Genomic DNA, 254 nt, shown 5'->3' with positions numbered 1-254 from the left:
ACCGGGTAATGGTTCTTCGTGTTGATGAGAGTCTAAAAATATCTTTATGCATGAGTATTTCTTCCTCAAGAATTTTTTTTCCAAGATCAAAAACAGCCAATGCTAACGTGATATAAATAATGATGCTAAAGTGTTCTAGGGGATCGGACGTACTATTTTCGTGTGTTTTTAATTCATAGATGTCGATTAATACGATGTTGAGTAAAAAAAGCACAAAACTAAATAAGCACTCCACAATAATCACATAACCTGCT

1 pseudogene is annotated in these 254 nt (G+C 33.5%); it reads right to left on the bottom strand.

The features are described 5' to 3' along the window. Positions 1-254: pseudogene (locus CWC30_RS18935) on the bottom strand (general glycosylation pathway protein); the annotation flags it as partial.

The sequence above is a fragment of the Pseudoalteromonas sp. S4741 genome (genome assembly GCF_005886135.1).
GTDB lineage: Bacteria > Pseudomonadota > Gammaproteobacteria > Enterobacterales > Alteromonadaceae > Pseudoalteromonas > Pseudoalteromonas tetraodonis.
The sequence above is the reverse complement of the archived record's forward strand: the minus strand, read 5'-3'. Positions and strand labels throughout refer to the sequence as shown.